Here is a 7,482-nt window from a genome sequence, read left to right as displayed (position 1 = left end):
TCTACTCCTCCATGCGGTACAGGGCAATTTCATTTCCTGCGTATACCGCCAGACAGATCGATCCATTAATTCTGCGGCTCCAGGTATATGTACTTATCTCCAATGATTGTTCCCTGCCGTTTTTATCATCGATAATTACAAGCATATCCGGAGAAACCATGGTGATAATTTCATTTTCCATATAGAAGGGATTGAGTAGGATGTTTTTCTCCCCTTGAAAAAATGATCCCGGAGGAGCCGGTATTTCCCGTAAAAGTTTCCAGTCCTCATTTTCAAACCTGAAAAAAGCAAGAGCGCTATTTCCCCCATTACCCCTAAGGACGCAAAACCGGGGCGAGAGAAACCCGGCGGTATAGAACATCCGGGCCGGTTCGTTCAGGGTTTGTATGGGGCCTTCTTTTTTAAGCCTCCCCTCTAAGTCAACGAGCGCAAAACGCCAAGTTCTATCGTAATAATATAGAAGGGAAATTTGATTATCGCCGGTAAAAAATATATCAATAAGGGAAGCGCCGGGCAGGGCAAACAACTGCGTTAATACCGGAATACCCGATTGTTCAAAGGATACCCTATAAATAATTTCTTCCGTATCCGTATCGCCTATCAATAGACCCGGGATATACCTTTGTACCTTCAGGGGGGCATCAAAATGTAAATTCCGGACAAAGCCCCCGCCGCTGATCTGATATACGGACACATTTTTGTTATCCAATACCGTAAAAGCCGGGTTTCCATTCGGAGACTCAAGACGATCGATCCGGGGCATTGTCTGATATGGCCCGGTTTTTTCCCGGATCAGCAGCCCCTGTTCCCGAATCAAAAAGAAACTTAATTCCCAATGATCCTCCCTGAATACCCTGTACCATCCGTAGTTTGTTTTTCGTTCCCAGTCATGAAAAATCTCAAAATCCTCCACCTTCTCGGATCGAAGGGAAATCTCCCGAGATGTAGTTATCCTATCATTCGCACCGCCCCCTGAAATATAATTAAGCCTGCCGTCTGTATGGGTAAAAATCAGGAGCCCATCGTCATTGGAAGAAATAAGAGAATAAGCAGTAATGGCGGCGGGGCTTTCTGTTTCTCCCAGGGGGTAATAGACCAAGTCACCCATATAGGAAAGGCCGAAAAGGTAAATCCCCTCAACGCCTTCCCTGGTACCAATGAAGGCCGAGTATTGTTCGGGGCCTCCGCTTACCATGGTAAGATCCCGGGCCTTAAGCAAATTCCCGTCAAATCCATCTATTATATAGGGTTTGAGTTCCCCCCCTTCACCGCTCTTTAAAGCCCGGAATTCCCCGTCAGCAATATAGAGGATATACATTCCTCCACGAAAATCCTGAATTAGCTCCAGGGCGCTTACGTCTCCGCTTTCCGGCCGGGAACCTACCGGCAGCGCTATCAGGGCGTTTTCCTGTCCGCCCACTATCAGACCGGTGATTAAAAAAACAAAACCCGCAATAAATCCTTTCATATCAGCCTCCCAAACGGACCTTTGGCCCGGATTTAAAATTTGTTAAGGGAATGAGTTTTTCCCCTTCCCGGGTATTAGTGATCGTTTATGGATTTTGCATTAGTCAAAATGAAAAAAAATGAAAAAAAAGTGAAAATTGCCAGGTTTGCCGCAGGTCACTGTAGTCGTATTCCATGCCCTGATGTTCTGGGTGGTAAAAAGCCATAGGAAAGGAAGAAAAACCGCAGAGATCACAGAGAAGGAAGATGTGGAAGCCCCTCTTCCTCTGCGGCCTCTGTGTTCTTCCCTCTGTGTTCTCTGCGTTTAAATTCTTCATTCCTAATTTCTAAACGCCTGGCGCCGTTTACAAATGGAAAAAAAGCGATAGGATGTAGGTTTCAATGACCCCCAGGGTCAGAAAGGGAGCGAAAGGTATCGGCCGACGGAATGCTTCCTTGCCCCCGCGGCGGAGGAACAGGATGGCCAGGATGCCCGAAAGAGCGGCGCCGAGAAAGGCGATACAGGCCCAGGGCAGACCGCAGCAGAGTCCAATCAGAAAAGCGAATTTGACATCCCCCAGGCCAAGGCCCTTGGTAATACTGCGGGTAATAAGAAAGAAAAAAAAACTAAGAAACGCCGCGATCACCCTATTGGGCAGGGTTCCAATTTCTACAGTTAATAGAAGGATAAAAATCGCCAACAGGCAGGGGAAAATGAGTTTGTCGGGAATACGATAGGTCCGGAAATCTATCCACGAAATGGGCAGGGCAAAGATAAGAAAAAGCAGAAGTACCGAAATCGTCATGCAGCCACCTCGTTTTCCAAGGTACTATACTTTTTTTTAAAAAGAAAACAAAAAATACACTTTTTTTTAATTTTTTTTTCAAATGACTAAAGCAAAATTCAACGTTCTCACCCTAAAGGGGGTATTCCGGCGGAATTATACGGCCGGACATCAAAGAGGATACGGGTGATATCATGAAGCAAAAGAATTTTTTTCTTATACTGACGGTACTATTCCTGAGCCAGGGACTGTACGGACAGCGGATGAAGAGTATGGATTTCCGGAACCAGCAGATAACGGATATCCTTATGGCACTGGCGGAAATATCGGGAACCTCCATTATTGCGGATGAAACCGTGGGAGGCTCCGCATCATTTCATTTTACCGATTCCGAATTTGAGGAATCCCTTGAAATTTTCCTTTCATCCTACAATCTTTTCTATAAAAGGGATGGAAATACCTTCCGTGTCTCCCGCATACAGGGAACCCTGGATGAATCGACCGGACTGGTTACCATGCGGGCCAGGGACGTGCATGTAGAAAATCTGATACGGACCCTGGCAAAAATCTGTAATACCACGATCCTCCATGATCCCCTGCCCCGCATAACCCTTTCGGTGGATATAGACGGCCTTGACCCGCCTAAGGTTCTGGATATTCTTATTCAGCGCCTGGAGGAGTTTACCCTTGAAAAGAACGATGCCTACTACTATATCCATCACACCGGATCCGGCGCTGCAAGGATTTCCGCTTCCTCCGCCCAGGGAATAACCCGGGATGGAGATACCTATTCGGTCTCCCTGGGAAATACGCGGTTTCTTGAGCTCCTTCCGGAACTCTTTAAAAAAGCCGAACGGGAATACGCTATCCTCACCAAAACAGATACTACGCTGGAAAATCTTTACTATGCGGGTAAAGATTTTGATACCCTGCTGCGTATTATTCTTGAACAGGGAAATGCGGATTATGCGGTACATAACAATATCTACTATATTATTGAACTGCAGCGCAGGGATGTTATCAAAAAATTAAAGGAAACCAGAATTATGCCTTTAAACTATCTCCAAGCCCAGGAACTCCCCGCCATGCTGCCCGCAGATATGGGAACCGGGAACAATATAAAAATTGATAAGAAAACCAATACTGTCATTGTTACCGGAACTCCGGAAGAAATAAATCCGGTTATTACTTTTATTGAAAGGATCGATAGACCGGGGGAAAACTATCCTATCACCCTGAAATATATAAAAACAGAGGAACTTTTTAAAGCCCTTCCCCCCTCGGTCATAAAGGAAGAACTTATCGATTCGGGATTTCCTAACCTTGTTTTTTATACCGGCCCAAAGGAAAAACGGGAACTTTTCCTAAAGGACCTTGGGATTATCGATAGGCCTAAACCGCAGATCCGTTATGAACTTCTGGTTATCGAATACATGAAAAACAAGGAAGCCCGTGTAAGCAGAGGTTTCCAGGTCAGCCCCGCCGGAGAAGACAGCGGCACATCCTTCCTTGGGAACCTTTCCAATGTTATGAACCTGAGTTTTGATGTGGTAGCCCAGTTTGGTTACCAGTTCGCCACAAACCTGAGCGTCCAGCTGGGCGACAACACCGCCGAGGTATACGCCAATACCACCCTGAACGGTATCTCGGGCCAGGAAATTAAGTTTCAGAACACCGATACTTACCGTTACCAGGAATTTGAGGTGGACGCCGATACAGGAAATATTTCCCGCACCGGCGTAACCCGGGAAATTACCTCGGGGCTCATCGTTGCCCTGAACGGCTGGATTTCCGGGGATGATATGATCACAATCTCTATTAATGCCGTAGTATCAAAGCAGAATAACAATGCTTCAAACGATTCAACTGCCCTGCCTACAACTTCTGAAAGGGTGGTGAATACCCAGATCCGTACACCCTCAGGGAAACCGGTAGTACTTAGCGGTTTGATGAAGGAGGATACCAACAGGAATATCAAGAAGATACCTCTTTTGGGCGACATTCCTTTTTTAGGAAGACTCTTTAGGGATCAGACCGATACAAAGGAGAAAACAGAAATTGTCATCTACATCGTCCCCTATCTTTCCCGGGATACTACAAATGAAGAACAGGACAGCTCCCTCAGGCTGGAACGGTACTATCACGGTTTTGTAGAGGGGTACCTTAAATGAAACTGATGAGCATGGACGACTATGGTCCCATCCCCGAAGGCGCCTCCCAGTATCCAATAGAATTTATTGAAGCCCGGGGATTTATCAAACTCCGGGAGGACGAAAACCTTGTGGAAGTTGGATTTACAGAAAAGGCAGATGAGACCATGAAGGACAACCTTCGTAATTTTCATAAAAAGCCCGTAGTTTTTATACCCATGGATGCTGCGGAACTTTCAGCCTTTTTGGGAAACAGAATGGGAGAAGCGGCGGCGGATGAAAAGGGGGCTCCCGCCATAGATGACCGGGTATTGCTGGACAAACTGGCCAATGACGCCCCGATTATAAACCTGGTTAATTCCATCTGCATAGATGGTATACGCTGCGGCGCTTCGGACATCCACCTGGAATCCACCGGAGAAGGGCTCCGTGTTCGTTACCGGCAGGACGGGGTTCTGCGAACCGTAAAGACCCTGGAGGGCAGCCGCTTCCCGGCAATGTCCTCCCGGATAAAAATAATGGCCAACCTGAATATCCTGGAAAGGAGACAACCACAGGACGGGCGGATCACCGTAAAGCTTGGGGATGACCAGGTGGACTTCCGGGTATCCATTGTACCGATAGCCGGGGGGGAATCAATTGTCCTGCGTATCCTGGGAAGAAAAGCCGCGACTTCACTGGAAGAACTTGGGTTCAGCGTAACACAGCTTGGCACCCTACGCCGGCTGCTCAGGATGCCCCATGGACTGCTCCTCCTAACCGGTCCCACGGGAAGCGGTAAAACCACCACCTTGAACGCCATGCTGCGGGAACTTGTGTCGGATACCTTAAAAATAATAACCATTGAAGATCCCGTAGAATTTCTGGTGGAGGGGGTCAATCAAATACAGATCAACGAACAGATCGGCCTTGGTTTTGATGTGTTACTCCGGCGGGTTTTACGCCAGGATCCCAATGTGATCATGATTGGGGAGATCCGGGATTCCGCTACTGCGGAGATTACCCTCCGGGCGGCCTTAACGGGACACCTGGTACTGTCCACCCTCCATACCAATGATACCGCCTCGGTCATACACCGGCTGATCAACATGGGCATTGAGCCCTACCTTATCGCATCGGTGCTCCGCGGAGCGGCCGCCCAGCGTCTGATCCGGCGTATCTGCCCCCACTGCGTAGAGGAACGTCAAGCCGCGCCGGAGGAACACCGGCTCCTGGAGGCGGCGGGAATCACCGCAGAGAAACTCTACCAGGGACGGGGCTGCACCGCCTGCGGACACACGGGCTTTTCCGGAAGAATTGTGGCATCCGAATCGTTCGCCGCCGACGCCGGACTGGAAGAGCTGATCCTTAACCGGGCAAATATTAACGTCCTTTCGGCATACCTCCGAAAACAGGGTATGAGAACCCTGCTGGAGGACGGACTGGAAAAGGCCGTTCTGGGGATCACCACCCTTGGAGAGGTGGAACGGGAAATAGTACTTTCCGCAGAGGGGGATAATACTATCAATGAAAAAAAACTATGAAAAGACGGTTCTGGAATTTACGGAGATGATGGAACTACTTCTGGAATCGGGCTTATCCATCAGGGATGCCCTGGAAGCCTTCGTCATTATTAACAGTAATTCTGATACATCCTCGTTGGGAAAAATGCTGCTGGAATATATCCATAAGGGCGCCTCCTTTGCCCAGGCAGTGGAATGTTTGGATGATATCTTTCCGCAGATTTACCGGGGGATGGTTAAGGTGGGGGACGCGGTAGGTTCGGTGGAACGGATATTTCCCCGGCTTAGTAATTACCTCAGGGACAGAAAAAAATTACGGGACAAAATTTCAGGCGCCTTGGCTTATCCTGTGCTTGTCCTTATCGTCGCTTTTTTGGGAACCCTGGGCTTGATATTTTTTGTAATGCCCAAAATGGAGCTTATCTTTTCCGGTTTTGGAGGAGATGCGGGAAACAGTATACGCCGTAATGTGCGTACCATAGAACTGGGGCTTATCATCCCCGCATCCTTCGCCGTTTTTCTCCCGGGCGTCCTGGGAATACTCCGTAAAATGGAAGCGTCCTATTCGGATATTAATAGTTTTATTGATCGCCTGTTATTAAAACTCCCCCTGATAGGTGGATTTGTAACATCCTGGGAAAGCTTTAACTTTACCTTTGCCATGGAAGTACTAACCGCCAGCGGTATATCTGTTGAGGACGCAATCCTGGAAGCGGCAGAGCTGGTCTCCAACAAACTTTACCGTCAGTCCCTGTTCCGGGTACGGGAACGAGTATTAAACGGAGGGAGCCCTGCCCGTTCATTCCTGGAAAACGACATTTTTCCCCCTTGTCTGGGGCACTGGATCGCTGTTGGAGAGCGGGCAGGAAAAACCGAACAGGTATTCGCCCAGATCCGTTCCTATTTTCAGGATGAGCTTGATAGGAGGACATCCAAATTTATTTTGCTTATAGAGCCCGCATTAATTGCACTTGTTGGGATACTGATTCTCGGTTTAGTAGCAGGAATATTACTTCCATTGTTTTCAGTATACGGAACTATTTTATAGACAGGAGGAATTGTATGAATAAAAAAGAACCGCAGGAAGACCCCCAGGGAGGATGGACCTTTATTGAAACCCTGATAGTGATCGGTATCATCCTGATCTTAACATCTTCCGTTGGATTTACTGCGGTAAAGTACCTCGACAGGGCAAAGGTGGTAAGCGCCCGGAGCCAGATAGAAACCTTCGCCCTGAGTATGGACGCCTATTTTTTCGACTGCGGCCATTACCCCCAGGACATCCAGGGCCTCGGCGCACTATGGGAAAAACCGGATTCCGGCGCCCTATTGGCCTCCTGGAACGGACCCTATATTAACAAACCTGTCCCCAGAGACCCCTGGGGCAATGAGTATGAATATATCATCCCGGGATACAATGATATGCCCTATGGTATCCGTTGTTTCGGCAGGGATGGAAAGGAAGGAGGAACCGGTAATGATGCGGATATCTGCTCATGGGAATGAGAGCGGCTTTGTATTATTGGACGCCTTAATCTGTCTGTTTACTGCGTCGTTGATACTTTTACTATTGTCAGGCAGCGTTTCTACTATTTCAAA

General features: G+C 48.1%; 6 protein-coding genes. 4 read left to right on the top strand and 2 right to left on the bottom strand.

Features of this window, described 5'->3' with window-relative positions:
* Nucleotide 1: 1 nt before the first annotated feature.
* Together LQZ19_RS11200 and LQZ19_RS11195 are read right to left on the bottom strand one after the other, a co-directional pair.
* On the bottom strand, nt 2–1,468 hold the full coding sequence (locus LQZ19_RS11200) for a hypothetical protein (RefSeq protein WP_411047750.1): 1,467 nt from the start codon (nt 1,466–1,468) through the stop codon (nt 2–4).
* A 343-nt stretch (nt 1,469–1,811) separates the two neighbouring features.
* Nucleotides 1,812–2,252: a prepilin peptidase gene (locus LQZ19_RS11195; RefSeq protein WP_411047749.1), complete on the bottom strand. Its 441-nt coding sequence runs from the start codon at nt 2,250–2,252 to the stop codon at nt 1,812–1,814.
* 173 nt (nt 2,253–2,425) lie between these two features.
* Here LQZ19_RS11195 and LQZ19_RS11190 point away from each other — a divergent pair, with 173 nt between their 5' ends.
* The 4 genes from LQZ19_RS11190 to gspG are packed head-to-tail and all read left to right on the top strand — an operon-like array spanning nt 2,426 to nt 7,389.
* Nucleotides 2,426–4,402, top strand: a complete 1,977-nt coding sequence (locus LQZ19_RS11190) for a type II secretion system protein GspD (protein ID WP_411047748.1) — start codon at nt 2,426–2,428, stop codon at nt 4,400–4,402.
* Nucleotides 4,399–5,904, top strand: a complete 1,506-nt coding sequence (locus tag LQZ19_RS11185) for a GspE/PulE family protein (RefSeq protein ID WP_411047747.1) — start codon at nt 4,399–4,401, stop codon at nt 5,902–5,904. The genes LQZ19_RS11190 and LQZ19_RS11185 overlap by 4 nt, the downstream gene beginning before the upstream one ends.
* Nucleotides 5,888–6,931, top strand: coding sequence for a type II secretion system F family protein (locus tag LQZ19_RS11180; RefSeq protein WP_411047746.1), 1,044 nt, complete (start codon nt 5,888–5,890; stop codon nt 6,929–6,931). The genes LQZ19_RS11185 and LQZ19_RS11180 overlap by 17 nt, the downstream gene beginning before the upstream one ends.
* Before the next feature lie 14 nt (nt 6,932–6,945).
* Nucleotides 6,946–7,389: a type II secretion system major pseudopilin GspG gene (gene gspG, locus LQZ19_RS11175; RefSeq protein WP_411047745.1), complete on the top strand. Its 444-nt coding sequence runs from the start codon at nt 6,946–6,948 to the stop codon at nt 7,387–7,389.
* Nucleotides 7,390–7,482: the final 93 nt, after the last annotated feature.

The sequence above is a fragment of the Treponema primitia genome, assembly GCF_046533075.1.
In the GTDB taxonomy this organism is placed as follows: Bacteria; Spirochaetota; Spirochaetia; order Treponematales; family Breznakiellaceae; genus Termitinema; species Termitinema primitia_B.
This window is presented reverse-complemented; position numbering and strand designations above follow the sequence as displayed.